This window comes from Vibrio sp. 10N.222.49.C9 (genome assembly GCF_041474985.1).
Classification (GTDB): domain Bacteria; phylum Pseudomonadota; class Gammaproteobacteria; order Enterobacterales; family Vibrionaceae; genus Vibrio; species Vibrio crassostreae_C.
This window is the reverse complement of sequence record NZ_JBFRVD010001248.1, coordinates 1-298: the sequence shown is the minus strand read 5'-3', so window position 1 is coordinate 298 and position 298 is coordinate 1. Positions and strand designations below refer to the sequence as shown.

Here is a 298-nt window from a genome sequence, read left to right as displayed (position 1 = left end):
GCAGCAAACTCTCTTAAGCCAAAAATTTGCTTAAACCTTGACTGTACCGTGGTGATTTCTCTTCCCGTTGCCATTGCTGCTCCGCAGCGCTCTCTAAGATAGCTGGCAGCGCTTAAGTGATCGGCATGAACATGTGTCTCCAATATCCACTGAAGCGTTAAGTGTTGTTGTTCAGCGTATCTTAGAATGTCATCGGCAGAGTACGTCGAAGTCACTCCTGCTGCGGCATCGTAATCAAGCACAGAGTCAATAATTGCACTCGATTTTGTCGCATTATCAGTAACAAGATAGCTATAAG

1 protein-coding gene is annotated in these 298 nt (G+C 45.3%); it reads right to left on the bottom strand.

The features are described from left to right. Positions 1–298, bottom strand: a 298-nt coding sequence (locus AB4585_RS27780) for an MBL fold metallo-hydrolase (protein WP_372171977.1), incomplete at both ends; no start/stop codon positions are given.